General features: G+C 70.9%; 25 protein-coding genes and 1 riboswitch. Of the genes, 14 read left to right on the top strand and 11 right to left on the bottom strand.

Annotation, left to right across the window (positions count from 1 at the left end; translation table 11 throughout):
• Positions 1-3: 3 nt before the first annotated feature.
• Positions 4-195, bottom strand: a complete 192-nt coding sequence (locus ABZ459_RS39240) for a CbtB domain-containing protein (protein ID WP_357981809.1) — start codon at positions 193-195, stop codon at positions 4-6.
• 34 nt (positions 196-229) lie between these two features.
• Positions 230-359: riboswitch (cobalamin riboswitch) on the bottom strand.
• Between the two features lie 149 nt (positions 360-508).
• Here ABZ459_RS39240 and ABZ459_RS39235 point away from each other — a divergent pair.
• Entirely contained in the window at positions 509-973 is a 465-nt protein-coding gene (locus tag ABZ459_RS39235; protein ID WP_357981806.1) for a nuclear transport factor 2 family protein, read from the top strand.
• 101 nt (positions 974-1,074) lie between these two features.
• Here the strand turns inward: ABZ459_RS39235 and ABZ459_RS39230 are convergent, their stop codons facing one another.
• Entirely contained in the window at positions 1,075-1,335 is a 261-nt protein-coding gene (locus ABZ459_RS39230) for a hypothetical protein (RefSeq protein ID WP_357982134.1), read from the bottom strand.
• Here ABZ459_RS39230 and ABZ459_RS39225 point away from each other — a divergent pair.
• Complete coding sequence (locus ABZ459_RS39225) at positions 1,226-1,807, top strand: hypothetical protein (protein WP_357982118.1); 582 nt, start codon at positions 1,226-1,228, stop codon at positions 1,805-1,807. The two genes, ABZ459_RS39230 and ABZ459_RS39225, sit on opposite strands and share 110 nt — an antisense overlap.
• Before the next feature lie 4 nt (positions 1,808-1,811).
• On the opposite strand, the gene ABZ459_RS39220 is transcribed toward ABZ459_RS39225, so the two are convergent.
• Genes ABZ459_RS39220 through ABZ459_RS39205 form a run of 4 tightly spaced genes read right to left on the bottom strand, consistent with a single transcriptional unit; the run spans position 1,812 to position 3,655 of the window.
• Positions 1,812-1,949, bottom strand: a complete 138-nt coding sequence (locus ABZ459_RS39220) for a hypothetical protein (protein WP_357981803.1) — start codon at positions 1,947-1,949, stop codon at positions 1,812-1,814.
• Entirely contained in the window at positions 1,946-2,098 is a 153-nt protein-coding gene (locus ABZ459_RS39215; protein WP_357982115.1) for a hypothetical protein, read from the bottom strand. Before ABZ459_RS39215 ends, ABZ459_RS39220 begins: the two co-directional genes overlap by 4 nt.
• On the bottom strand, positions 2,095-2,364 hold the full coding sequence (locus ABZ459_RS39210; protein WP_357982131.1) for a hypothetical protein: 270 nt from the start codon (positions 2,362-2,364) through the stop codon (positions 2,095-2,097). Before ABZ459_RS39210 ends, ABZ459_RS39215 begins: the two co-directional genes overlap by 4 nt.
• A 58-nt stretch (positions 2,365-2,422) precedes the next feature.
• Positions 2,423-3,655: an MFS transporter gene (locus ABZ459_RS39205; RefSeq protein WP_357981801.1), complete on the bottom strand. Its 1,233-nt coding sequence runs from the start codon at positions 3,653-3,655 to the stop codon at positions 2,423-2,425.
• 57 nt (positions 3,656-3,712) lie between these two features.
• Here ABZ459_RS39205 and ABZ459_RS39200 point away from each other — a divergent pair, with 57 nt between their 5' ends.
• The 3 genes from ABZ459_RS39200 (at position 3,713) to ABZ459_RS39190 (ending at position 5,816) form a co-directional block, all read left to right on the top strand.
• The gene (locus ABZ459_RS39200; protein WP_357981798.1) at positions 3,713-4,102 is read left to right on the top strand and encodes a MerR family transcriptional regulator; all 390 of its coding nucleotides are present in this window, start codon (positions 3,713-3,715) and stop codon (positions 4,100-4,102) included.
• Between the two features lie 161 nt (positions 4,103-4,263).
• The gene (locus ABZ459_RS39195; protein ID WP_357981796.1) at positions 4,264-4,830 is read left to right on the top strand and encodes an RNA polymerase sigma factor; all 567 of its coding nucleotides are present in this window, start codon (positions 4,264-4,266) and stop codon (positions 4,828-4,830) included.
• Entirely contained in the window at positions 4,827-5,816 is a 990-nt protein-coding gene (locus ABZ459_RS39190; RefSeq protein WP_357981793.1) for a CU044_5270 family protein, read from the top strand. The genes ABZ459_RS39195 and ABZ459_RS39190 overlap by 4 nt, the downstream gene beginning before the upstream one ends.
• Positions 5,817-6,030: 214 nt before the next feature.
• On the opposite strand, the gene ABZ459_RS39185 is transcribed toward ABZ459_RS39190, so the two are convergent.
• Positions 6,031-6,312, bottom strand: coding sequence for a hypothetical protein (locus ABZ459_RS39185; RefSeq protein WP_357981790.1), 282 nt, complete (start codon positions 6,310-6,312; stop codon positions 6,031-6,033).
• A gap of 28 nt (positions 6,313-6,340) precedes the next feature.
• Between ABZ459_RS39185 and ABZ459_RS39180 the strand changes: the two genes are divergently transcribed.
• Positions 6,341-6,745 (top strand): M20/M25/M40 family metallo-hydrolase, encoded by a 405-nt coding sequence (locus ABZ459_RS39180; RefSeq protein ID WP_357981787.1) that lies wholly within the window; start codon positions 6,341-6,343, stop codon positions 6,743-6,745.
• Positions 6,746-6,821: 76 nt separating this feature from the next.
• Entirely contained in the window at positions 6,822-7,673 is an 852-nt protein-coding gene (locus ABZ459_RS39175; RefSeq protein WP_357981784.1) for a methyltransferase domain-containing protein, read from the top strand.
• 84 nt (positions 7,674-7,757) lie between these two features.
• Here the strand turns inward: ABZ459_RS39175 and ABZ459_RS39170 are convergent, their stop codons facing one another.
• A complete protein-coding gene (locus ABZ459_RS39170) occupies positions 7,758-9,065 on the bottom strand; it encodes an FAD-binding oxidoreductase (RefSeq protein WP_357981781.1) in 1,308 nt (435 codons plus the stop codon).
• A gap of 105 nt (positions 9,066-9,170) precedes the next feature.
• Between ABZ459_RS39170 and ABZ459_RS39165 the strand changes: the two genes are divergently transcribed.
• Together ABZ459_RS39165 and ABZ459_RS39160 are read left to right on the top strand one after the other, a co-directional pair.
• Positions 9,171-12,353 carry a BTAD domain-containing putative transcriptional regulator gene (locus ABZ459_RS39165; protein ID WP_357981778.1) on the top strand — a complete coding sequence of 1,061 codons (3,183 nt, stop codon included), beginning with the start codon at positions 9,171-9,173 and terminating at the stop codon, positions 12,351-12,353.
• A 91-nt stretch (positions 12,354-12,444) separates the two neighbouring features.
• The gene (locus ABZ459_RS39160; RefSeq protein WP_357981775.1) at positions 12,445-13,125 is read left to right on the top strand and encodes a hypothetical protein; all 681 of its coding nucleotides are present in this window, start codon (positions 12,445-12,447) and stop codon (positions 13,123-13,125) included.
• A 1,124-nt stretch (positions 13,126-14,249) separates the two neighbouring features.
• On the opposite strand, the gene ABZ459_RS39155 is transcribed toward ABZ459_RS39160, so the two are convergent.
• Positions 14,250-15,620 (bottom strand): hypothetical protein, encoded by a 1,371-nt coding sequence (locus tag ABZ459_RS39155; protein WP_357981772.1) that lies wholly within the window; start codon positions 15,618-15,620, stop codon positions 14,250-14,252.
• Entirely contained in the window at positions 15,617-16,258 is a 642-nt protein-coding gene (locus tag ABZ459_RS39150; protein ID WP_357981769.1) for a TetR/AcrR family transcriptional regulator, read from the bottom strand. The genes ABZ459_RS39155 and ABZ459_RS39150 overlap by 4 nt, the downstream gene beginning before the upstream one ends.
• 468 nt (positions 16,259-16,726) lie before the next feature.
• Between ABZ459_RS39150 and ABZ459_RS39145 the strand changes: the two genes are divergently transcribed.
• The gene (locus tag ABZ459_RS39145) at positions 16,727-17,185 is read left to right on the top strand and encodes a hypothetical protein (protein ID WP_357981766.1); all 459 of its coding nucleotides are present in this window, start codon (positions 16,727-16,729) and stop codon (positions 17,183-17,185) included.
• A gap of 745 nt (positions 17,186-17,930) precedes the next feature.
• Positions 17,931-18,974: a pentapeptide repeat-containing protein gene (locus ABZ459_RS39140; RefSeq protein WP_357981763.1), complete on the top strand. Its 1,044-nt coding sequence runs from the start codon at positions 17,931-17,933 to the stop codon at positions 18,972-18,974.
• Between the two features lie 348 nt (positions 18,975-19,322).
• On the opposite strand, the gene ABZ459_RS39135 is transcribed toward ABZ459_RS39140, so the two are convergent.
• On the bottom strand, positions 19,323-20,117 hold the full coding sequence (locus ABZ459_RS39135) for an integrase (RefSeq protein ID WP_357981760.1): 795 nt from the start codon (positions 20,115-20,117) through the stop codon (positions 19,323-19,325).
• 395 nt (positions 20,118-20,512) lie between these two features.
• Between ABZ459_RS39135 and ABZ459_RS39130 the strand changes: the two genes are divergently transcribed.
• The 3 genes from ABZ459_RS39130 (at position 20,513) to ABZ459_RS39120 (ending at position 23,376) form a co-directional block, all read left to right on the top strand.
• Positions 20,513-20,824 (top strand): PadR family transcriptional regulator, encoded by a 312-nt coding sequence (locus ABZ459_RS39130; protein ID WP_357982112.1) that lies wholly within the window; start codon positions 20,513-20,515, stop codon positions 20,822-20,824.
• Positions 20,821-21,717 carry a hypothetical protein gene (locus ABZ459_RS39125; protein ID WP_357981757.1) on the top strand — a complete coding sequence of 299 codons (897 nt, stop codon included), beginning with the start codon at positions 20,821-20,823 and terminating at the stop codon, positions 21,715-21,717. The genes ABZ459_RS39130 and ABZ459_RS39125 overlap by 4 nt, the downstream gene beginning before the upstream one ends.
• Before the next feature lie 354 nt (positions 21,718-22,071).
• A complete protein-coding gene (locus ABZ459_RS39120; RefSeq protein WP_357981754.1) occupies positions 22,072-23,376 on the top strand; it encodes an MFS transporter in 1,305 nt (434 codons plus the stop codon).
• The last annotated feature ends 90 nt before the right edge of the window (positions 23,377-23,466 follow it).

Genomic DNA, 23,466 nt, shown 5'->3' with positions numbered 1-23,466 from the left:
CCCTCAGTGGCAGGGCACGCCGAGCAGGTGGCGCCCGTCGTGCATCAGCTCGTGCAGGAAGGTGCCGGTCTGGGAGATGGCGCCGTTGTCCATCAGAACCAGGTAGGCCACCAGCAGCAGCACGGGCACGGCCAGCAGCAGCCAAGGGCGCAGGCGCGGAAAGGGAATCGTCGAAGGGGTGGACAACCCACTCATGTCAAGCCTCCTCAGGGGTCACGCGTCCCATGTCACGAGGTCACGGCTGCCAAGCGACCTGGCTCCCGGGATCTACGTCCCGGATACAGTGGCGCGTCCGCACCGGCATCTCACCGGATTTCCCTTGGACAACCGTGAAATCTACCGGAACGTATCCTTTCCTCACGTTCGCGTCAATATGCGAACGATGGCCCCCGGGTCACCGGCCGGGTGCGCCCCGTCCCGGGTTCACCGCCACCCCGCTCCGTGCCAAGGCAGTCAGGACCACGGATCTAGCATGCGTTGGTAATTCGACCGCATATCGGCAGCCAGGGTGGGCATCGAGCGATTGGGAGGGGCCGGTGCCATGAATGTTGCCCGCGAGGTGCGCGACCGCTATACGGACGCGTTCAACGCTCACGATATGCAGGCGCTGCTTCGCACTTTCAGCCCGACCGGGGTGTCCATCAGCCCCGAAGGCGTATCTCAGGGACACAGCGAGCTGGCCTCCTATCTGGAGGAGTTCTGGGCGGCATTCCCCGACGTCCGGGCCGTGATCACGGAGTCCTCCGAAGGTGAGGCCACAACCGTCGACGAGCTTCTCATGGTGGGCACCCACCGAGGGCCGTACACCATGCCCGACGGCCAGGTGCTTACCGCGACGGGTCGCCCTGTTCGTTTGCGATGCTGTTATGTCTGCACGGTGGAAGACGAACTCATCACGAGTTTGCGCCTCTATTTCGATCAATTGGAGCTGCTCACCCAGCTCTCCGGTTCTGTGACTCTGCGCCGTCCTTAGCGGATCGCGGCCGCTCGTCCTGCACCTGACAGATGTACCTTCAGCAGGGCTCTGGTTGATCTTCGTGGCCGGCCGCACTCTGGCCGCATGACGACGGAAACTCATGACACGACGGCCCGGGACGCGACCGCCCCTGACCCGACGCCGCGGCTGTTGATGCCGCTGTTCGGACGAGCGTCCGACATGGTGGGCAGGCGCCGGTTGTTCGTCATCGGGGTGGCGGCGCGCGCGGGACAGGGCGTGGCGGCGGCCATGATCGGCCCGACCGCGCTGGCGCTGATGACCGGCACGTCCCCGGAAGGGCCGCAGCGCACCAGGGCGCTGGGCGTCAACGGCGCCCTGCTGTCACTGGGCTTCGTCATCGGGACGATCGGCGGCGGCCTCATCACCAGCGGCCTGAACTGGCGCTGGACGATGCTCCCCGCTCGTACCGCTGCGGCTGCTGCGCCGCAGGACGGTCAAGTGGGGCATGACGGTCGGGCTGGTAACCTTCGGGATGTGCGGCGGCGCGGCCCTGGTCGCGGGCAGTTTCGCGGCCAGGATGATCAGCGCCCGGGGGACGGCGGCGACCGTCGTCACCGGCCTGACCGTGCAGGCCGCCGGCACCGCCGCCATGGTGTTCCTGCCGGCCCAGGGCGGCCTGGTCCTGCTGCTGGCGACGTCGGCCGCCATGGGGTTCGGGCACGTCCTGACGGTGGTGGCCGCCGTCACGACCATCACGTCCGGTCTGGGGGAGACCGACCAGGGGGTGGCGGGAAGCCTCGCCCAGATGCCCACCTTCGTCGGCGGCGCCCTCCTGCGCCGCCCCGCCCCGGCCGCGTGACCCGCCCCTGAGGCTCTACGGTGAGACGGCGGCGGCCAGCTCGGCCGGCCGCCGCAGCCGTTCCTCCGACGGCGAACCCGCCTCGGCCTGGAAGACCGTCACGCCCTGCCCTTCGTCGTCGGGCGTGCGCAGCAGCTCGGCGGTGAGGGTCATGACCCCCACATCCGGATGCCGCTAGTCGCGCGAGATGGAGGACAGTTGCTCACCGGGTGCTCGGTCCACATCGCACGGAACTCCGGGCTGAGCGCCAGCAGCTCGTCGACCAGCGCGTTCAGCCCTTCGTCGGTGGGGAACCGGCTCAGGGAGCCCTCCAGGCAGGCGATGTCGTCGCGGGCCTGTCGGTGGAGGCGTCGACCATCAGCCTGATGCCGGGACGCAGCTGCTCGGGCCTGGCCTTCGCCCCGGCCCGAGCGGCCCTGGCCAGCCGGTGCAGGTGGGCCAGCTCGTCGTCGTCCAGCCGCAGGACGCGGGCCACGGCGTCCAGGACGTCGTCCGAGACGTTGGGGCTCTGCCCCTGCTCCAGGCCGGGGCCGCAGCCGGGCCCGTCGGGACCGCAGGAACTCGCCAAGTGCAGAACCGGGATACATGGCACCAAGACTGCAAACCCCACGGATGCCGCGAACTGCTCACCGAACGCCCCTGAGCCGGGTGCGAATGCGCACGGTCGCCGTGGTACGGCCGGCGATCGGGGTTTCGGCGTCCTTCGGCGACGTCCGTGTCCGGGGGAGGACGAGACAGGTGAGGGCCAGGCCGATCAGGCTCAGTACTGCGCCCGCCAGGCCGGTCCACCGCAGGGCGCCCGCGGCGACGATCGCGCCGCCGATGACCGAGCCGGCCGCGGCCCCGAGGTTGAAGGCGCCGACGTTGGCGGAGACCGCCAGGTTCGGGGCGGCGCCCGCGTGGTGCAGGATCAGTCCCTGCAGCGGGGCGATGGTCGCGGTGGCGAGCAGGCCGAGCACCAGGACCGCGGCCACGGCGGTGGGCTGCCACACCACGGCGAACGGGACGAGCAGGAGCGTCCCCGCCAACCCGCCGAAGACCCCGCGTACGGTCGCGCTCATCGACCTGTCGGTCAGCCTCCCGGCAGTGAGGTTGCCGATGAAACTGCCCGCGCCGTAGGCGAGCAGCAGGCCGGAGACCGCCGCGGCGGAGAAGCCGGAGACGCGGATCAGCAGCGGGGCGATGTAGGTGAACACCGTGGCGACCCCGGAGAAGCCCACCGCGGTGGTGGCGATGGCGAGCATGACCGGCCGGCGCGTCACCACGCGTACCTCGTCACGCAGTCGCGTGGACGGCGCCTCCTGCCGGGGCAGGACGGCGGCCAGAAGCATGGTGCCCACCAGGGACAGAACGGTCAGTACGGCGAAGGGAGCCCGCCAACCGGCGCCCTCCCCGAGCAGTGCCCCCAGGGGCACCCCGAGCAGCGTGGCCACGGTGAAGCCGGAGGCCACGGTGGCGATGGCCGAGCCCGTCCGCTCGGCCGGGACCACCCGGGTCGCCGTCACCAGCGCCAGAGCCAGGAAGGCGGCGTGGCTGAGCGAGGACACCACGCGGCCCACCAGGAGCAGGCCGAACGACGGCGCCACCGCGCTGATCGCGCTGCCCACCGCGAACAGCAGCATCAGGCCGACGGCGAGCCCCTTGCGCGGCAGCCGCGAGGTCAGCAGGGCCATGAGCGGCCCTCCGGCCACCACTCCGAGCGCATATGCGGTCACCGCCTGACCGGCGGTGCCCACGGAGACATCAAGATCAGCTCCGACCTGGGGCAGCAACCCGGCGATCAGGTACTCCGAGGTGCCCACGACGAAGACGCTTGAGCACAATGCCACGAGCGTCGCGAAACCCTTGTCCATCTTCATGCCGTAGACGCTAAAGTCTCACATCGGTATGAGAGTCAAGGCGAGCGGGGTGTCGTTGTGCGCATCGGTGAGCTGTCCCGGCGGACCGGCGTGGCCGTACACCTGCTGCGCTACTACGGTGAACAAGGTCTGCTCCACCCCCAGCGGCGCCCCAGCGGCTACCGGGAATACGTCGAGGAGGACGTCGCCGTCGTCCGCCGCATCCGCAGCCTGCTGGCCGCCGGCCTGAACACCTCGACCATCACCACGGTCCTGCCGTGCCTGCGGGACACCGGCGACCGCCTCGTCCCCACCTGCGCGGACCTGCTCGCCGACCTCCACCGGGAGCGCGACCGCATCGCCCAGGCCATCAGCGACCTCCAGACCTCCATGGACGCGCTCAGCGACGTCATCGCCGCGGCCCCGGCCGACGTCACCCGCCGGGCCCTGGCCGCACTCGACGCCTGAACGGCGCCCACCACACCGGCCGCGGCGTGGCCCCCAGGGGTGGCTCGGCCCCTGCCGATGAGTTCCGGCTCCCCGCAGGCTGTGGTGAGTGGACGTCGTGAACACTTGTCCCGTGATCGGTGAAGAACCGGTGTGAACCCAGGGATCGAGAGGTGACCTCGATGTCACGCGCGCTGCCGGCCCAAGCAGCGGACGCCGTGATCATCGAACAGTCCAGGCGGGAGCCGGAGCGCTTCGCCGCCATATTTGACCGCTACTACCCCGAGATCCACGGCTATGCCGCGCGCAGGTTAGGCGCGGGCCTGGCCGACGACGTCGCCGCGGAGACGTTCCTCATCGCCTTCGACAAACGGGCAGGTTACGACGTCTCCCGCGCCGACGCGCGGCCCTGGTTGTACGGCATCGCCTCCAACCTCATCGCCCGCCATCATCGTGCCGAAGTACGCCAGTACCGGGCCCTGGCCAAGGCGGGCGCCGACAGCCCCGTGGAGGACCACGCCGACCAGGTCGCCGGGGCCGTGGACGCGGGAGCCCGCACGTCCCGGCTGGCCGAGGCGCTCGCCGAGATCGCCGATCGCGATCGGGACGTGCTGCTCCTGGTCGCCTGGGCGGAGCTGACCTCGGAGGAAGCGGGCAGCGCGCTCGGCATCCCGGCCGGAACGGCCCGCTCACGACTGCACCGGGCGCGCAGAAGAATCCAAGCCGCACTGGAAAGGGACGGATCATGAACGACCTCGAGAGGCTGCGCGAGGACTGGGCGCGCCCGGCGCCGCCGGCCCCCGACGTCCAAGCCGCAGCGCGGGCGGCTCTCCTGGCCCGCGCCGGCCGTCCACGCTCCAAGCGCGGATGGGCGATCCGGGCGCTGGCGGTGGCCGCCGCCGCCGTGACCATCACGACCGGGGTGAGCGTGGTCCAGGGAGAGCGCACGCTGCCCGCCGCCAACGCTCAGGTGGTGCTGACCAGGATCGCGGCGGCCGTACAGGAGAAGGAGTTCGTGCCGCCCCGCGGCGACCAGTGGATCTACACCGAGAACCGTGACGTGGGCTGGGACAAGGGGATCGACCAGGGCGAACGGCTCACCCCGCGGACACCGCTGCCGGAGACGCTCGAACCGTTCTGGACCCGGGCCGACGGCAAGCGGGTGGGCTATCTGGTGAACGGCAAGCTGCAGACCTCCGATCCCGGTGAGAGGGAGCCGGAGAACACCTACGCGTTGCTGGCCTCGCTGCCGACCGACCCTGACGCGCTCCTGGCCAAATACCGTGAGCTCTACCAGAGGCAGGTCCCTGCCGGCGACGAGTGGATCTTCCTGCGCTTCGCCGTGACCCTCAGCCAGAACCTCGTCTCACCGGAGCACGAGGCCGCGATCTTCCAAGCGATAGCCAAGCTGCCCGGAGTGACGGTGGACGAGACGGCGACCGACACCGAGGGACGCCCGGCGCTGTCGGTCTCTCAAGTCGCCGAAGGCTGGCGCAAGGTCGAAATCCTCCTGGACCCCGTGACCTACGCCTACCGGGCGCGGCGGGAGACGGCGATCGTCGACCATGAGGAGCGTTATCCCAAGCCGAACGGCGTCCTGATGTTCACCTTCAAGGACGGCAAGCAGGTCCCCGTTCCTCCTCATCTGGAGTGGAGCATCGAGAAGGGAACAACCTGGTCGATCTCCACCCGCGTCGCGATCGGCGTCGTGGACCGGGCCGGGGAGCGGCCATGACCCTCCTGGGCCTGGACAGCCCCGACACCACACCTCGGAGGCCGTCGCCGCGATCAACCGCACCACCGCGGGCGCACACGGGAGACGCGCGTCAGGGCGTCTCCCGTCTGGTCCATGCGCGCACGTGCGAGACGTCGAGGAGTTCGGCTCCCGTCTCCGAGCGGCAGCGCCCCGGAGGCTCTGCCCTCGACGTACCGGCCGAGGAACGCCAGCGTCAGCGCGCCCACGAGGTGATCCTCATTTCCAGCCGGGTGAAAAGAGGCACGACGGAGCCGCCGCGATGATCTCCGAGGGGGTGCTCGATGCGGCCGGCGCTCCGCCGCTCGCGGCGTACGCGCTGCACGTTCAGTCCGTACGGCGGGCCGGCGTGTTCGCCACCCGTTCCGGAACCGTGCTGTCGGGCACGGCGCGGATGCGCGTCACCGTGTACGGCAAGGGCGGCCACGGCGCCGTGCCGCGGCACCGCCATCCCCGCCTCGGCCTTCTTCGAGGCCACGATCCGCAGCTACGCCGAACGCAGTCGCGTGTCCGCCCGCCGCCTTCTGTGCGAGCTCGTCACAGGAATAGCGGCGGCGCACGGCACCACAGCGGAGATCGACTACGACGCCGAGCTGCCGGTCACCGTCACCGACCCCGCGGAGACCGCCTTCGCGAGCGACACGATCGAACAGCTGTGGGGCGCGCAACGGCTGGCCGCGATGCTCCACCCGCATCCCGCCTCCGAGGACTTCTCCCGCGTGCTGGCGCGGGTGCCCGGGGCCTTCGTGTTCCTGGGCGCCCGCCCGGCGCGTCTGAGCCGGGACGAGGCGGAGGAGAACCACTCGCCACGCGCGGAGTTCGACGACGTGGTGCTGGACGACGGCGCACGGCTGCCGGCCGAACTCGCGGTACGGCGACTGACCGCGTACGCGACGAACGCAGCGAGGTAGCGAACCCACGGCGTCGTGCCTGATTTCAGCCGATGTCGTGCTGACACGGCACGCGGAAGATCGTGAAGATGTACGCATGAGTGCATCGCAGCCCTTCGCCGGCCCCGGCTCCGCCCCGGATCACCGCTACCTGCTCGACAACGCCCGGGCGGAGGCGGGCGAGCGGTTCACCTGGCTGGCCGAGCTGTTCGACGGTGTCACGCTGGGGCACTTCGACCGGCTCGGGGTGAAGGCGGGCCGGCGTTGCTGGGAAGTCGGCGCCGGCGGCCCCAGCATTCCCGAGGCACTCGCCACGGCCGTCGGGCCGACCGGTCACGTGCTGGCCACGGACATCGATCCGGCCTGGCTGGACCCGCACGGCGGGTACGAGGTGCTGCGGCACGACGTCGTCGGGGACCCGCCGCCGCAGCCGGGCACGTTCGACCTGGTACACGCCCGGCTCGTGCTGGTCCACCTGCCCGACCGTGCCCGGGCGCTGGCCACGATGGTGGCGGCGCTGCGCCCCGGTGGCTGGCTGTTGATCGAGGACGCCGACACCGAGCTGCAGCCGCTGGCCTGCCTCGACGAGGCCGGCCCGGCACAGCAGCGCGCCAACCGGCTGCGGCGCGCCGTCCGGGAGTTGATGACCCGCCGCGGCGCCGATCTGCGCTTCGGCCGTACGCTGCCGCGGGCGCTGCGCGCGGCCGGCCTGGTCGACGTCGCGGCGGCCGGCTGCTTCCCGGTCGGCGGGGTGGCCTGCGACCGGCTGGAGGCCACGACGGTGCGCATGGTCCGCGCCGAGTTGCTCGCCGCCGGTCTGGCCGACGACGCCGAGATCGACGCACACCTGGCCGCCGTCGAGGCCGGCGAGCTCGACCTCACCCTCGCGCCGCTGATCTCGGCATGGGGACGCCGCCCGGAACAGCCCGCGGCGCCCGGACCCCGCTGAGCCGCAGGCCGCTGAACACGCCGCCGGGCGGGACGGGGACGACGCCGCTGACGTGCTCTCCTCCCGGCGGCTCCCCGGTGGTCGTCAGGCGAGGACGGGAAAGTTGCTGCGGAAGGTGCCGCGGGGGTCGCGGGACCGCTTGACGTCCCGGAGGCGGGCCAGGTCGTCCGGGGCGAAGGCGGCGGCGGCACGCTCGCCCGGCGCGAGGAAGGTGAACGGTTTGCGCCCCGACGTGCAGGGCACCAGCGCCCTCGTCAGCCGGTCCATGCGCTCGCGCACGGCGGCGCCCCCGTCCTGCCCGGGGATGCCGAACAGGTACAGCGCGTACGGCTCCGCCAGGTGCCCGGCAGGGAGGCCGGAGGGCCGGGCCAGCGCGCCGCCCAGGTGCCGGAGCTGGACGCTGAGGAGCGGGGCGATGGGCTGCTCCAGCAGTGCCGCGGCCACTTCGTCGGTCAGCCCGGTCAGGAGCTCGGCGCGGGACATGCCGGGGCCGGGGTCGGTGGGTTCGGCGGTGATGCCGCCCAGTCCGGCGACCGGCAGCACGGCACGGGAGTCGGACAGCCGCCCCGCGACCTTCTCCAGCGGCCGCATCAGCGTCTCGGCGTCGCCGCCCGCGCCGAGGTAGGTGGCGTCCACGGCCACCAGCGGGGCGGCGCCGGGGAACTGCAGCAGGTCGTACCAGAGGGTCAGCTCGTCGGGTGCGGTGGCGGTGATCTCCCGATAGACCTCCAGGACGGCGGGCGCCATCGCGGCGGGCCACAACATGCGGCCGCCGTAGAGGTCGGGGGCCGGGTGCAGGTCGAACTCGATCGCGGTGACGATGGCGAAGTCGCCGCCGCCGCCGCGCAGGGCCCAGAACAGTTCGGGGTCGTTGTCGGCGGTGATCCGGGCGCGCGTGCCTGTGGCGTCCACGATGTCGAGGGCGCGTACGCTGCCGGCCGCCCAGCCGTGTGCGCGGCCGAACCAGCTCAGGCCGCCGCCCAGGGTGTAGCCGGTGACGGTCACCGCCGGGCTGCTGCCGGCGAGTCCGGTCAGCCCGTGCTCGCTCGCGGCCTCCTGGACGCGGCCCCATTTCACGCCGGCCCCTGCGCGGGCGACGCGTTCGGCGGGGTTCACGTGCAGGTGGTCGAGGCGGGTGGTGCGCAGCAGGATCGCCTCGCCGGTGTCGCCGGTGGCTCCGTGGCCGCTCGGCTGGGTGGTGATGGTCAGCCCTGCCAGGTGGGCGTGCCGGACGAGCGCGGCCACGTCCTCGGCGTCGGCGGCTTCGACCACGGCCTGCACGGGCTGGTCGATCGCCAGGTTCCAGGGGGGCCTGGCCTGCTCGAACCCTTCGTCGCCGGCTGCGAGCACCGTGCCGCGGACCACTCCGCGCAGTTCGTCCCCGATGTTCATGTTCATGCCTTTCGCAGCTGTTTCCTGGTCGATGGCTCCACTTTGCCGGGCGGGGGCTGGGGTCGAGCTGGGATCGAGTTGAGGTGCCGTAGGGTGGGGACGGACATGGCAGGGTTGGAGTTTCGGCTGTTCGGGCCGCTTGAGGTCACCGGCGAGCAGGGTGCGCTGGATCTCGGTACGCGTAAGCAGCGTGCCCTGGTCACGATGCTGGCCCTGGAGCCTGGCCGGGTGGTGTCGCTCGACCGGCTCATCGACGAGCTGTGGGCGGGGGAGCCGCCCGCCGGGGCGACCCGTACTCTTCAGGCGTACATCGCCCACCTGCGCCGGGTGCTGGAGCCCGGCCGGCCGCCGCGTACCCCGCCGCGGGTCCTGCTCACCCGTGAGCCGGGCTATCTGCTCGCCGTCGCGCCCGGTCAGGTGGACCTGTGGCGTTTCGCCGCCTGGGCCGGTGAGGGCCGCACGGCGCTGGCGGGTGGCGCGCCCGGCCGGGCCGTCGAGTTGCTCGACCGGGCGCTCGGGCTGTGGCGGGGCGAACCGCTGGGGGAGTTCGCCGGTCAGGAGTTCGCCCAGTCGGTCGCCGCGCGGCTCGCCGAGATACGCGTGACCGCTCTGGAGGACCGTTTCGACGCCCGCCTGGCTCTGGGGGAGGACGCGCCCTTGATCCCCGGGCTGGAGGCGCTGGTCGGGGCGGAGCCGTACCGGGAGCGGGCCTGGTCGCTGCTCGTGCGCGCGCTCTACCGGGCCGGACGGCAGGCCGACGCGCTGGCCGCGTTGCGCCGGGTGCGTGAGCGGTTGTCGGCCGACCTCGGGCTGAGTCCCGGCCCCGATCTGCGGGAGCTGGAACGCGCGGTGTTCGACCAGGCGCCCGAGCTGCGTCCGCCGGTGCCCGAGCCGGTGGCGCCGTTCGTCCCGGCCGCCCCCGAACCGGAGGGCGAGCTGCTCATCGCCCGCTCGGCCGAGCTGGAGCTGGTGGCGCGGCGGCTGGGCGCGGCGCGGCGCGGCGACGGCGGGGCCGTGCTGGTCATGGGGGAGGCGGGCATCGGCAAGACCCGGTTCGTCCGGGCCGCCGCCGACCTGGCCGCCGCGCGTGGGTTCCGAGTCGCGTGGGGGCGTTGCGCCGATCGCGCCGCCTCGGCCTTCTGGCCCTGGACGCAGATCCTGCGCGAGGCGGGTGATGCCACCGGGTTGCTGTCCGGCCGCACCCGTGACCCCGATCAGGATCTGTTCGGCCTGTACGAGCAGGTCCTGGACGTCCTGGCCCGGCCGCCGGCGCCGCTGACCGTCGTCTTCGAAGACCTCCACTGGGCCGATGTGTCCTCGCTGCGGCTGTTGGAGTTCGTCGCCGAGTCCGCGTTGCGGCGTCCGCTGCTCGTACTGGTCACCTGCCGTCCCGAGCCCGGCGACCACCCCGATGAGCTGCGCGGGACGCTGGCGGCGCTGACGCGGTCGGGCGAGCGCCTGGAGCTGCCGCCGTTCACCTCCGGCGACGTGGCCGCCTTCCTGCGGGCCAAGCAGGTCACCGACGAGCCGGGCCTGGTCGGCGACCTGCTCGACAGGACCGGCGGCAACCCCTTCTACCTGGGCGAGGTGTTGCGCCTGCCGCGCGGCGAGCGTACGGTCCCCAGCGGCGCCCGCGACGTGATCGAGCGGCGCGTCGCGCGCCTGCCCAAGGAGACCGGTGTCCTGCTCGCCGCCGCCGCCGTGGCCGGCCGTGACGTGGACGCCGGCCTGCTGGAAAGCGTCACCGGCAGCACCGCCGAGCAGGTGATGGCCGCTCTGGAGCCCGCCGTCGCCACCGGCCTGCTGGTCGAGCCGCCCGCCGGCCCCGACTACCGCTTCTCGCACGCCCTCGTCCAGGAGGCCCTGTACGCCGGGCTCGGCAAGCTCGACCGTTCGCGCCTGCACCTGCGTACGGGCGAGGCGCTGGAAGGCGTCCTGCCCGAGTCGCGGTCGGCCACGCTCGCCCACCACTTCTCCCAGGCGGGCCGCCTGGACGTCACGGGCAGGACCCTCAGGTACGCCTCCCGCGCCGCCCGGCACGCCGGCGCGCAGCTCGCCCACACCGAGGCGGCCGGTTTCTGGACGCTGGCCCTGTCGGCGCTCGAACCCGGCCGCGACGCCGAACGCGCCCGCCTGCTCACCGAGCTCGGCCACGCCCACCGCGCCGCCGGTCGGCCCCAGGACGCGCACCACGACTGGGCGGAGGCGATCGGCCTGGCGAGAGCCGTCGGCGACCGGGAGGCGCTCATCTCCGCGGTCACCGCCATCGGCGGCCCGGCCCTGTGGAACTGGCGCCCGTACGGCGTCGTCGACTCCGACCTGGTCGCCGTCATCGAAGAGCTGCTCGACGGCCCGCTGCCGGACGCCGACCGCGCCGGCCTTCTGGGCACCCTCGCCCTTGAGCTGCACTACGGTCCCCGCGGCGCCGAGGGCGAACGCCACGCCACCGAGGCGGTCGCCCTGGCCAGACGGACGGGCGACATGCCGCTCCTGGCCCGCACGATGAACAACTACCTGCTCGCCGCGTTCCGCCCCGGACGCAACGCCGCGCGGCGCGCGATGGCCGAGGAGCTGGCCGGTCTGCCCGGCCTGCCGGTGAGCGGCGAGGTGCTGGCGCGGGTCTCCCTCATGTCCTGCCTGCTGCGCGACGGCGACCTGCCCGGCTGGGACCGCGAGCTGGCCCGCTGCGAGGCGCTGCTGGCCAGGTCGCCGAGCCCGGAGCTGGAGTCGATGGTGCGCATCGCCCAGACCCCCCGTGCCACCCTCGACGGCCGGTGGGAGGAGGCCGAGGACCTGCTCGCCCGGTACGGCGACATGCGGTTCGCCCCGACCGTGTGGGGCCGCCGGTTCCATCGGCTGGTGACCACGTTCACCTGCCGGCGCGGCCAGGGACGGGTGGCCGAGGTCCTGGAGGAGCTGGTGGCCGCCGCGGAAGAGCCGCGGTTCGTGCCGCTCCGGCCCGTCGCCGTGCTCGCCGCCGTCGAGTCCGGCCGCCTCGAGCTGGCGCACGAGCTGGTGGCGCGCTGGGGGACCGACGTCCCCGACGACTGGGTGGCCGACTTCCTCGTGCCCGTCTGGGGCCTGGTCGCCGCCCGCCTGGGCGTGCCCGATCCGCGTGCGCTCTACGACCGGCTGCTTCCGTACGCGGACCTGTTGGTGGTGGCCGGCATGGGCACCGCCTGCTGGGGTTCCACCCATCTCGTGCTGGCCGAGCTGGCCCGCCGCCTCGGGGACGAGGACACCGCCCGCGCCCACGCCGCCGCCGGTGTCACGCCTCCGACAAGCTAGGTCGCTTTTTCTTCAACTGTTCCGTGAGAAAAGCGAGCTGAGTTCGCCTCCGGAACAAGCCAGAGACAGCATCCGCGCAAGAGAAGAGCTGGTGAATTACGTCATGCGTGATCCGAAGTGTTTCAGCAGTGAATCGTTCAGCGCCGCCGCCCGGACGCTCGCCTCGACGATCAGCGAGCATCTCGACGAAGCGATTTCGCTCGATGACGCCTCGGATTCGCCGGCCGATGTGTCATCGAGAGAGGCGCTCATCCGAGCGATGCGCAGATATTTTGCCGAATACTCTGCTCTGACTGGAGAAGACCTGCTCGCCTCCATCGAAGAGGCTGACGCGGGAGAGCCGGAGGGCCTCGACAGCGGGGGCGGAGGAACGGTCTCCATCCTGTCCCGCATCGATTACCATATCGAAGATTTCGGTCAACTTATCGAAGAGGGGCGCAGGTCTTATCGGCAGATAGAGCCTGACGCGAGCCTGGAACAAGTGAATGACGCTGTGCCTGACTTGAGCAGTGCCATTTATGAGATCATGCATGTCAATGGCGATCGAATTCCTTTCCCCTTCCCCTCCGGGATGCCGATCGCGGGCATCACATGGTTTCTTGAAGTTGACGAGGCGATGGGGAAAGACGCGGAGCGTTGGCCCGACGAGCCCTTTGAAATCGCCTGCAACATAGAAGGCGGCGAACTCATTTATCGGCATCGGGACATCTATCACCTGACGGCAGAGGCCTTGAAGTCAACAGGAGAGCACGACCTCCATCTCGGGGAATAAGCCCGGAAATGTGGAAGCCGAGGGTGCACGTCCCGCCTCCAGGATGGCCACCCGCCCCCGGCTCCACCTACGCCGACGGCCTGTCCTGACGATCGTGGATGCACGGCCCGCCGACGAACCAGGCCGCCGCCACCGACCTCGCGGACGCCCATCCGCACCGAGAACGTCACCCCGACGAGCTCGCCCCATGACCACGGCCCGCCGTCGGCGAAGATCGCTTCCCGGCGGCGGCGTGCCAGTATGCCGTCATGGCTGAGGGTGTGGTGAAGGTCTGGAGGATGGAAGAGGGACGGGGGGCGATCGCCTCATCCGAGTTGCCCCAAGGGCACGATGCATGGGTGCACTAGGGCAGCGTAGAAGACTGTCAGGTGATCGTTTTCCAGCAAAAACCCTTTCGCCGCCAGATGGCCGATCTCTCTACGCTGATCCCGTGACGTGGCGTTGCGTGCTGGATGAGCGGCCCGAACTGGGTGAGCGGTGGCAGGCCCTCACTTGGGCCGGAAGCGGATGCCGCCGTCGAAGTGCACGGCGTACGGGTGAGGGTTACCGGCAGAGGGCCGCCCTCCGTCCAGCCGGGAGCGCTCCCGAGCTTCGCCGGGATGAGGGACTTCGCCAACGGGCAGGGTCTAGACGACTCAAGACTTACTCGTCCCAGCCGACGCTTCCGCTCATCATCAGGGCAGTCCAGCAGTGCCCACTGGAGCGGACTGTCCCCTCTCGCGAACGCGGAAACCTCGTTGGCATCGGGGACAGGACACAGCGGCAGCACGGGATGACCAGCCCGACGCCCCATGGTCAGATGCGCTGCCACATCCTGTCGTAGGCCGGCCAGCTTGGCGCAGCGTTCGGCGAGCAGCTCGTCCATGTCCATCACGATCAGTCCGTCGGCCGCGCAGAGGAGGTGCGGTGGCATCCATCTGGCCGATGCTTGCCAGTCGGCCATTGGCTGCCACCTGGTTGAGGGATGGCTGAGACGCCCAAGTGGAGCAAGCTCCACGATCGGCGAACCTCCGGCGGCACAAGAATCGAAACAGCCGCTTACGGGCGGGTACGTTGGATCGCCGCTACGGTGAGCGCGGTTCGGGGGTGAGGCCGGCCCGCGCCGCAGGCAGCGGGCCAGGGGATCAGCGGGCCAGGGGGATGACCCTGCGGAACTTGCCGCCGGCCGACTGCTCCGGCGGCTCCTCGGCTCGTTCCAACGTGACGTGCTCGGCCCTGTGTTCGGCCAGCAGGCGCGAGATCTCCTCGCGCACGGTCCGCCACACGTGATCGGGGTCGGCGCCGTCCGCCTGCTTCAGCCGCACCCGCAACGTGGCCGGCGCGCTCTGCACGACCTGGAACTGTGCGATGCCGGGGACGCGGTCCAGCAGCGTGCCGAACGCCATGGGGGAGATGTTGACGTGTCCGCCGTCACCGGCGGGGAACGCGAGCATCTCCGCCGCGCGGCCCTGCACCTGGACGGCGGGCAGCGGACTGCCGCACGGGCAGGCGTCGGGCCGCACCAGGACGTTGTCGCCCAGGTCGTAGCGGAGGATCGGCTGGACCCGGTTGGCGAGGTTGCTCAGCAGGACGGTGTGCGACGGCTGACCCGGCGGGATGGGCCGGTGGTCGGCGTCGACCGGCTCCAGCACCGCCCAGTCGGTGTTGACGTGCAGCCAGTTGTGCGCGCAGCCGTAGGCGAGGAAGCCGCACTCGGTGGCGGCGTAGGCGGAGCGGACCTCGGCTTGGAACGCGGCGGCGATCCGGGCGCGGTTCTCCGCGGTGAGCGCCTCGCCGCCGGCGATGACCATCCCCGGGTGGATGCGAAGGCGACCGGCCTCCTGCTCGCCGGCAAGCAGCCCGAGCATGCCGGAGAAGCCGGCGAGCGAGCCGGGGTTGTATCGGTTCAGCCCGACGGCCAGTTCCGGCAGCGGCTTGTGGATGGAGAACTCCCGCAGCATCCAGCCCAGCCGCGGGTGGTCGCGCCGGAACCGTGCGGCCCCGGCGACGGTGGAGAAATGGCCGGCCGGCGCGGAGACGATGGCGGTGCGGCCGGCGCCGCGCATGAGGCGCACGAGGGCGCCTAACCCCAGCCCGGCTCGCGCGCGCTGCCCGACCGCGTTGCCCACGGCCACGCTCCGTTCGTCCTGCAGGAAGATGCCGCGCAGCCCGCTGGTGCCGGACGTGGTGGCCACGAGGTACCGCCCCTGGAAGCGCTCGCCCACGAGGGCGGGGTCGGCGACGAACTCCCGGGCCTTGGCCAGCGTCACGTCCCGGTCGGTGACCCAGTCGTCGAAGCGCGCCATGAGCGCCTTCTTGTCGGTGACCGGGAGCCGCGCCGGGTCGTCGATCTCGTCGGGCAGCGCCCGGTACAGCTCGCGGTAGTAGGGCGAGTGGTCGCGGGCATAGGCCACTGCCTCTGCCAGGCGGGCGCGCTGCCGCCGCGCGATCCCCTCGGCGCCCTCGCGCAGCGCCCGCCGCGCGTCGCGGGCGAGGCTCCGTTCGTTCTCTGTCATGACGGGTCGTTCCCTTCTGAAGCGTCCGCGTGGATCGAGAGCAGGCCGCGCGCGGCGACGTCGAGGCCGTGCCGCGCGGCCCGCCACAGTTCGTCCTGTGACCGGTCGAGCTCGACGCTCGCCAGGCTCGCCTGCTGGACGGCGCCGATCAGGGCGCCGGTCATCGCGGCGGCGGTGATCGGATCCAACTGGTCCGGGAACGCCTTCAGCAGTTCGCCGGCCATCCTGCGCTGCAGGTTCAGCATCAGGTACAACCCCTTGGCCTGCAGCGCCGGCGTCGTCATCATCAGGCGGACCCCCGCAGACAGCTCCTCGGGCTCCTTACGGGGTACCTCGGGGCGGCGCCGGGCGGCGTACTCCTGCACCGCCCTGACCAGCAGCTCGCCCGGCCCCTCCTGCGGCCGCGGCGCTGCCAGGGTGCCGAGCAGCAGGCCGAAGATGTGCTCGGCGTCGGCGAACACGGCCTCGTCCTTGGCGCGGAAGTAGTTGAAGAACGTCTTGGGGTCGACGTCCGCCGCCACGGCGATCTGCGCCACCGTGGTCTGCTCGTACCCCTGCTCGGCGAACAGCCTCATCGCCGCGGCGATGATCCGCTGCCTGGTCAGCCGCTTCTTGCGATCACGGCGCGATTCCTCCATGCGTAAAATATACATTACATAGAACTTTCCAGACACTGGAAAAATGGGCCAGGGTCGTCGGGGTGGACCGGGTGGCCTTCGGCGGCGGCGTCGGTGATGTCGCAGGCGGTGGAGTAGATCACGCAGTCGGTCGGCAGTCGCAGTCGCTCACGTCGCCGACCGCGATCCCCTACGCCGCCGGAAGCGAGGCGCCACCGAATGAGCTCCGGCGTGGTGCGCTACCGCTGATTCCCGCGGACTTCTTCCTCGCCCCCGTCCATAGCGGATCTACATCGGATCCAAAGCGGGGCAGCACATAGTGAGTCATCGCCCCATCCGGTCGGACACCGCGATTGATCACCCGGCACGAGCAAGAACCATCCCGCCGACGACCACGGCGGGCGTGTTCCTGCTCGGGCCGGAACAGGGCGAAGGCGCCGGCACCGCCTTGTGCGCCGACGGCCGTGTCCGGCAGGGGCTCGACTTCACATGGAGATGGACATGCTCAGGAAATGCCTCATCGGTCTGACGGCCGCCGTCGGGCTTGTCGCCGTACAACTGGCCCTTCCGGGCGCCGCTTCGGCGGATCCCGCCAACTGCTCGTCCTGGCCGAACCCGGTCAACGCCACCAGCACATACACGGTCGCCTCGGTGAGCTTCAGCCGCGCACGAGCCGAACTACGCTTCGGGAACATCAACGGACGGCAGGCCGGCTGGGCCCGGCTCGCCGGCGCCTTCAACAACGGCGACCAATACTGGCTGGACGTTTCCAGCACCAGAGGAAATGGCTGGATCCAGTGCGGCCCCTTCACCTACACGGGTGACGGCGGCGGCGACCCCAGGAACTTCACACCGGCGCATTACACCAGTTCAGATCCCAACCTCGTCTTCCGGGCATGCGGCAAGACCGCGGGGTCGAGCGCCTCGTGGTGTACCGGCTGGCAGTGACGTGACTCCGGCGAATCACCGCTGGGGATGTGAGCGGAGGCCGCTCCCGCGTCGGCCGGCCGTCGGGCTCAGGTGGAGGGGACGGTCGGAGGGGGCCGCCCTCGCTGTCGTGATCACAGGTGGATCCGAGAGCCATCTGTCGGTCGGTTCGAGAGCCACTTGCTGATCAACTGCATGGGAGTGTTGGTGACGATGAGAGCCATGCCCGTCGGTCTGGGCATGGCTCTCGTGACGCTGTGTGAGCGTTCTCGGCGAGCACCTGGCGGGCGGTTCGCAGGTATTCGGTGGTTTCGTCGAGGATGCTCGGATCGTCCGTGCGGGTGACGTCCTTGTGACCGGCGGCCACGGCGGACGGCCGCAGCGCGCGCACCCGTGTCGATGGCGCGGAGCGAGGCGTCGATGCCGCCGTCGGCGAGATACTGATGCACGTTGTTGTAGGCGACGTCGCCGGCGATGTCCAGTCCGAGCGCCGGCACGTGCAGCACCGTGGAGTCGTCGCAGTCGCTGTGCCCGACCTCGATCACATGCGGCAGGTGCCCCTCCAGGGTGAGGCCGTCGGACGGGAGCAGTCTCGCCGGGTGGCCCGGCTCTCCGGCGTACGGGCCGTGCCCTGCTCATCGGCACGGTCGAAGCCGGCTATTCCCTGCCGTATCAGCTCTGGTGCACCATCTTTGCTTAGAAGCCCTCCAAGTGGGCGGTGGCGGTCACACCCGGCGACACACGCGAACGGTCGGGAGGAATCTGATTGAACGCACCCCATGACCCTGTCGGCTCCGCCAGGTCATCCCCGGGTCCGGCGGCGACCGGCGCGTCACCTCCCCGCATCGCGGCACCGACCCAGGACGAACTGGACGGGCTGTCGGTCGAGAAGCGCCTGGAACTACTGGAGGCTCAACGGCAGCGCGATGACCAGGCGCGCGAACGCCGACGCCTGAACCGCCACCAGTGGTTCAACAGCGTAGGGATCCTGCTGGGTGCCCTCTTCACCGCCGGCAGCCTGATCATGACCGCGGCGACGTTGCGGAACGGGCAGGAGGAGCTGCGAACCGCACGCGAGGGACAAATCACCGACCGGTACACCAAAGCGGTCGAACAACTCGCTTCACCCGCGACCGATGTGCGGTTCGGCGCGATCTATGCCTTGCAGCGGATCGCCGCCGACTCCCCGAAGGACCGCCTCACCGTACGCAGCGTGCTGGCGGCGTTCGTCCGCAACCATGACCTGTGCACGCCACGGCCCGCGCCACAGTGCACCGCTTCGATCGCCGAACTCGCCGTGGTCCGGACCATCGCAGACCTGCCGCCAGACGTCCACGCGGCCCTCACCATCGCCGCCGGCCTGACTGTTCCGGGAGACCCGCTCACCGATTTCTCCCAGGTCCGCTTCCCCCGCGCGGCGCTCAAGGGCATCCGGCTGAGCCGTACGGACCTGCAAGGGGCCGATCTGACGTGGGCCGGGTTGTGGAACGCGGACCTGAGCAGTCTGAACGCGCCGGAGGCGTGCCTCACCTACGCACGGCTACGCGGCGCAGACCTGAGCAGGGCGAATCTGAGACTTGCCGAACTGTCCGGAGCCGATCTGACCGGAGCGAACCTGTCCGGGGCCGATCTGCGCGGCGCCGATCTGCGGGGCGTGAACGGGATGACCTCGGACCAGATCCGGGCCGTCGCCAGCACGGACTCCGCGACCCGGTTCGGAGAGAAACGGGTCAAACCACAATCATGCGGACCGCCCAACAAGCTCGGCGGCCCACTCGACCAGAACCCCGAGCCCCTCCACCCCGGATAGGGCCCGGTACTCGGGGCGACGCCACCAGGGGAGAGTGACTCTGCGTGACGAGAGTGACAGTGCGCGGGCTCGCGGAAACGGGGCGGTAACGCCTCATCGTGGGTCTCGTTGCCTTTGACCGCCGCCATTGGTGAAACCCGTGCCATGCTCGGTGATCGGTGGTGAGGGCGTCCCGGGCGGCCGCAAGCCCGCCCCGCACCCTGCGTGCGGGGGTTTGATCGACAGTGGCGTTCCCCGCGCCTCACCTTCGGCGGCAACATCATCGAGGCCGGCACCGACTTCTACCACCTCACCCACACCCGCGCAGCCCAGCAGACCTGACCAACGGCCAGGCTCCGCCGGTGAGGGTCAGGTCTCGCCGAGGTCGGTGCAGTGTGTGATCGTCGCATCGTCCGCCGCCACCGCGTGGCGCGCCTCCGCCTGCCGGACACGACGGATGATTTCGGCGGGCCCGCTCGACGCCATGACGGCCATGACCTCTGGCCAGTCGGCGAGCTGGAACTGGTCCACGATGCGGCTGGCTCCGTTGCTGAGCAGGACGGCACCGATCAGCTCGGAGATCGGGCAGCTTCCGGTGATCGCCTCGCCCGCCGCCCGAGGGTCGTCCTTGGCCAGCCAGAAGCCGCCCGGCTGGTTGCGGTTGGCGCGCAAGTCCCGCAGGAGTCGGTGGTACTCGTCGCTCCCCTTGGCGGCGGCCTCGATCGCGGGCTGGTAAGACCGACTGATGATCACCTCCCGGGGGTCGGAGATGACGAGCGGCGCATCGTCTGCTCTGTCGAGCACGAGGAACGAGTCGCCGAGCACCAGGTACTCGATGAAGCCGCCGGACAGGCGCAGGATGGCCACGGTCGCCGACGGACTGATGGGGTCGGCGACGTCGCAGGTGTCCCGGTGATCGTCCGTGACCTGCTCGATGGCCTCGGCGAGCAGCGCAGAAAGGCCGCGGTCCGGTACGAGCGACAAGAGGCTGAGGAGGCAGCCTCCCAAGCGAGCGGCATACCAGGCCACGCCGTGCCGGCAGATCGATTCGGTGCCGGGGATGCCGGCGCCGTCGAGCAGCACTGCTGCCGTTGGTACCGCGCCGGTGAAATCCTCGTTCGCACGGTCAGCCCGTTTCGCAGCACTCGTCGTCGTCACCCGCATGTTCTGTCGCCGCCCTCCCGTCGATCAAGGCGTCGACCTTACAGCGGCCGCCCTACCTGGAGCACACGTCTGCCGCTGGGCAGACGCGTCGGGCCCATGGTCCGGTCCTTGACCTTGATCGGTATTGGGATTCACCGCGAGCCGATCCAGGCGGAGCTCGTCACCCTCGCGACTCGGACGGCTGGGGCGACCGGGCGGAGACCGGCGTCCGCGGTGGCGCCGATCTGAGCGGCGCGCGCTGAGCCGGCCGGTCCCGCCGTGAGGCCGGACGCCGTCGAACCACCCGCGGTCACGGGCAAGGAGCGCTCCTGGATCTGACCTTCCCTGGCCGACGGCCAAGGCAGGCGACCTTCCCCATACTTCGACGGTCGATATATGGTCGGGCCGTGATCGGCATGACGGAGGCGACGTACTTCATCCTCGTCGCCCTGATGCAGGAGCCACTCCACGGATACGGGATCATCAAGCAGGCCCGGACCCAGTCGCTCGGCGAGGTCGATCTCGCTGTCGGCACCCTGTACAGCGCGCTCGACCGGCTCTCTGAGACCGGCTGGGTGCGGCTGGACCGCGAGGAGACCGTCAACGGGCGTCCGCGGCGTTACTACCGGATCACCGACGACGGCGCGCGCGCCGTCCGTGCGCAGGCGGCCCGGTTGCAGCGCGCCGCCGCACTCGTCCTGCGGCCGGGCGGGGTGACGAGCGCATGAGCCACGTTCTCGAAAAGCGGTACCGCCGCCTTCTGCGCGCCTACCCCGAGGACTACCGCGCCGAGCACGGCGAGGAGCTGATCGGCACGCTGCTGGAGGCGGCCCGGCCCGGGGCCCGGCGGCCGTCGCTCCGCGAGACGCTGCCTCTCCTGGCCGGCGGGTTCACCGTGCGGGTGCGGGCCACCCGGGCGGCGGGCGTGCCGGGGTGGGCCGACGGCCTGCACCTCGGCGCGCTGGTCGTGGCGGTGCTCACCTTCGCGCAGCTTCCTGTCCTGCCGTACTTCAACCACAAAGTGTGGACGGCGCTCGGGGTCGTTCTGATGGTGGCGCTCGTGCGGGGATGGATGCGGGTCGCGGCTCCTGTCGCGGCGTTCGCCGCGGTGTGGACGAGCCGGCCCATCGTCGGGGGAGGGTTCTACGTCCCGGTGCTCGATCTCGGCCCGCTGTACGGTGACCTCGCGCCGGTCGCACCCTACTGGGTGGTCGCGGCCGCGTCGGCGGTCCTGGCCGTTCGGCGGACCGGGGCGGGCCGCACGTCGGGGCAGGCTCGATGGTGGGGCGCGACGATGCCCGCCCGGTCGCCGTGGTGGCTGCTCGTGCCGCCGGCCGGCTGGGCGCTGCAGCTCACGCAGGTGCCGATGTGGGAACCCGTCTGGGGCGTCTCGCGGGCCGGCGTCGAGGTGGTGGCCCTGTTGCTGGTGCTGGCCGCAACGCTGGCCGTCCGGGACGGCCGCTGGGCGCTGGCCGCCGCCGTCTATCTGGTTCCCGGCCTGGTCTACCTGGCTGAGAACCTGCTGATGACGAGCGCGCGCGGGTTCCTGTACTGGAGCGTGCTCACCGTTCTCGTGGTGGCCTCCTTGGTGGCGGCCCGGCGGGTGCGCGCCAGGGCGTGACCGTCGCCTGCCGCTGACTCCAGCGGTAGGTCACCGGCTTCGTCCGCTCGCCGGGGAACAGGCACGTCGGGTCGAAGGCGGGCCGGGTCGTGCTCGGTGGTGATGCGGGCGCGGCGGAACTCCAGGTCCAGGTCCTTCACGTGCAGGGACAAGATCTCCTCTGCTCGGGCGGCCGTCTCGGCTTGGAGCACGCATGTGCCCCCAACCGGTTCTATTCGGTAGACAGTGCCATCTCCGGTAGGTATCTTCTCCGGGTCCCGCCCGACCTGTCCGAAGCCGGAACCGGCGCAGCCTTCGCCTCCGAAGTACGCGTCAGGCCAGGTGACCGCGCCCCGTACGCAAGGAAGACGCTTCGTGACCGACATCGTGCCGCTGCGGAAGAACGTGCGTTTTCAACTGCTGTGGGTTGGTAGCGCGGTCTCTGAGCTGGGGTCGGAGCTCACCAGGCTCGCCATGCCGCTTCTGGTGCTGGCGATCACCGGCTCGCCCGGGCTGGCGGGCGTCGTCGCCGGAGCTCGTACCGTCGCCTTCCTGGCGGTCCAGATGCCGGCCGGCGTCTGGGTGGACCGGTGGGACCGCCGCCGTACCCTCATCACGGCCCAGGGCCTCCAGACCGTTGTCTCCGCGCTGCTGACGGCGCTGATCATCACCGGTCATGTACAGGTCTGGCAGTTCGTCACGCTGGCAGTGCTGGACGGGCTGTGCGTCGCGTTCATCGGTCCCGTCCAGGAGACGGCGCTCCGCGGCATCGTCCCCTTGGGCCAGCTGCACAGCGCCTACGCGCAGGAGGAGGCCCGTACCCACGCGGCCGGGCTGATCGGCCCACCGCTCGGCGGCCTGCTGTACGGCCTGGGCCGGGCAGTGCCCTTCGTCGTCGACACCATCACCTTCCTCGCCGCCACGCTCTTCTACGCTCTCGCCAAGGTGCCGCGCCGCCCGGCGGACGAGCCGCGCCCCTCTGCCCGAGATCATGGCGAGGAGCAGCGGCCGATCCGGCGGAGCATGCGCCGGGAAGCGGCCGAGGCCATCACATGGCTGTGGCGCCGGCATGGCCTGCGGGAGGTCACCGCAGCGGTGATGATCCTCAACCTGCTCGGCGGAGCGTTCCTCATCCCGCTGATCGTGCTCGTCGGCGAACGCGGCGGTGATGCCCGCATCACCGGCACGGTCCTGGCCGGCCTCGGAATCGGCGGACTGACCGGCGCGCTGCTGTCGGGCCGCATCAGCAAGCTCCTGCCTCCCGGCAGGCTCCTGCTGGCCGTCGTGACGGTCTTCGGTGCCGCGCTGGCGGCCACGGCACTGCCCTGGGGGGCGTGGTGGCCGATGATCCCACTGGTGTTCATCACCTTGTCGACGCCCTCACTGAACGTGGTGATGAACGTGGTGGTCGCACGAATGGTGCCCGAAGCGATGCTCGGCCGGATGGGCGCGATCCTGAGCATGAGCGCGATGGCGCTCAAGCCCCTCGGGCCGGTCCTCGGCGGGGCACTGGCTGCGGCACTGGGCGGCGCGGCGGCACTCATCGTGCTGGGCGGGCTGCTCGGCCTGACCGCCGCTGTCGCCGCGCTCAGCCCGGAGCTGCGCCGCTTCACCGGAGAAGCCTCCACGGCCGATGACGACACTCCAACCGATGGCAAGGTCTCGCGCGCGCCCGCCTAGAAGACTTCTGAAGATGTTGCTGGTCGGGCTTCCGATCTTGTAGGTCGAGGGTCAGGCTGGGCAGCATGATGGGGCATCGTCCCGAACAGC

The organism is Nonomuraea sp. NPDC005692 (assembly GCF_040631115.1).
Classification (GTDB): domain Bacteria; phylum Actinomycetota; class Actinomycetes; order Streptosporangiales; family Streptosporangiaceae; genus Nonomuraea.
This window is presented reverse-complemented; position numbering and strand designations above follow the sequence as displayed.

What these genes read in the sequence shown, in the direction of transcription:
- ABZ459_RS39205 (WP_357981801.1), bottom strand. Translation starts at nt 3,655, where the DNA reads ATGAAGATGGACAAGGGTTTCGCGACGCTCGTGGCATTGTGCTCAAGC.
- ABZ459_RS39165 (WP_357981778.1), top strand. Translation starts at nt 9,171, where the DNA reads ATGGCAGGGTTGGAGTTTCGGCTGTTCGGGCCGCTTGAGGTCACCGGC.
- ABZ459_RS39230 (WP_357982134.1), bottom strand. Translation starts at nt 1,335, where the DNA reads ATGACGAAGCCCAGTGACAGCAGGGCGCCGTTGACGCCCAGCGCCCTG.
- ABZ459_RS39225 (WP_357982118.1), top strand. Translation starts at nt 1,226, where the DNA reads ATGATCGGCCCGACCGCGCTGGCGCTGATGACCGGCACGTCCCCGGAA.
- ABZ459_RS39175 (WP_357981784.1), top strand. Translation starts at nt 6,822, where the DNA reads ATGAGTGCATCGCAGCCCTTCGCCGGCCCCGGCTCCGCCCCGGATCAC.
- ABZ459_RS39145 (WP_357981766.1), top strand. Translation starts at nt 16,727, where the DNA reads ATGGAGATGGACATGCTCAGGAAATGCCTCATCGGTCTGACGGCCGCC.
- ABZ459_RS39155 (WP_357981772.1), bottom strand. Translation starts at nt 15,620, where the DNA reads ATGACAGAGAACGAACGGAGCCTCGCCCGCGACGCGCGGCGGGCGCTG.
- ABZ459_RS39190 (WP_357981793.1), top strand. Translation starts at nt 4,827, where the DNA reads ATGAACGACCTCGAGAGGCTGCGCGAGGACTGGGCGCGCCCGGCGCCG.
- ABZ459_RS39150 (WP_357981769.1), bottom strand. Translation starts at nt 16,258, where the DNA reads ATGGAGGAATCGCGCCGTGATCGCAAGAAGCGGCTGACCAGGCAGCGG.
- ABZ459_RS39125 (WP_357981757.1), top strand. Translation starts at nt 20,821, where the DNA reads ATGAGCCACGTTCTCGAAAAGCGGTACCGCCGCCTTCTGCGCGCCTAC.
- ABZ459_RS39240 (WP_357981809.1), bottom strand. Translation starts at nt 195, where the DNA reads ATGAGTGGGTTGTCCACCCCTTCGACGATTCCCTTTCCGCGCCTGCGC.
- ABZ459_RS39170 (WP_357981781.1), bottom strand. Translation starts at nt 9,065, where the DNA reads ATGAACATCGGGGACGAACTGCGCGGAGTGGTCCGCGGCACGGTGCTC.
- ABZ459_RS39195 (WP_357981796.1), top strand. Translation starts at nt 4,264, where the DNA reads ATGTCACGCGCGCTGCCGGCCCAAGCAGCGGACGCCGTGATCATCGAA.
- ABZ459_RS39220 (WP_357981803.1), bottom strand. Translation starts at nt 1,949, where the DNA reads ATGACCCTCACCGCCGAGCTGCTGCGCACGCCCGACGACGAAGGGCAG.
- ABZ459_RS39135 (WP_357981760.1), bottom strand. Translation starts at nt 20,117, where the DNA reads ATGCGGGTGACGACGACGAGTGCTGCGAAACGGGCTGACCGTGCGAAC.
- ABZ459_RS39130 (WP_357982112.1), top strand. Translation starts at nt 20,513, where the DNA reads ATGACGGAGGCGACGTACTTCATCCTCGTCGCCCTGATGCAGGAGCCA.